Genomic DNA, 475 nt, shown 5'->3' on the forward strand with positions numbered 1-475 from the left:
CGTTGGGGCCGTGGGTGCGGGCGATGCTGAAGAGCGTGTCGCCGGGCTTCACGGTGTAGGTCAGGGCGGGGAGCACGCGCTCCCACGCGGCGGCCGCGGCCGTGAACCGGTCGGCGTAGGCCCGGTCGGCGGGGACCTTCTTCCCAGCCAGGTTGGTGACGGTGAGGGTCCCGTACCGGTAGAGGGTGGCCGCGTCGCCGATGTCGCCGCGCGCGTCAGCGATGCACTGCCGGAAGTGACGGGCACCGTAGGCGACGTTGTCCTCGGCGTCGGCGAGGTTGTAGCCGTTGCGGATGGCGTCGAGGATGAGCGCGGGGGAGGTGATCTGAGTGACGCCGACCCCGTTGGACTTCTTGCCCTCCACGAGGACACCGACGAGGAACTGCTGGAAGTTCTGGGCGGTGACCGGCCTGTTGTAGTTCGCGGGCTCCGTGTAGGACTGCCTCCCGAACATGCCGATGTCGTTGCCGTAGGT

Annotated in this window: 1 protein-coding gene; it reads right to left on the reverse strand. The window is 68.8% G+C overall.

Features of this window, described 5'->3' with window-relative positions; genetic code table 11:
* The coding region (locus J1M41_RS11110; protein ID WP_206451753.1) for a LysM peptidoglycan-binding domain-containing protein at window positions 1–454 on the reverse strand (454 nt) is incomplete at its 3' end.
* Between the last annotated feature and the right edge of the window lie 21 nt (window positions 455–475).

Origin of the sequence: Micrococcus sp. KRD096 (genome assembly GCF_017168495.1) — a bacterium.
In the GTDB taxonomy this organism is placed as follows: Bacteria; Actinomycetota; Actinomycetes; order Actinomycetales; family Micrococcaceae; genus Micrococcus; species Micrococcus luteus.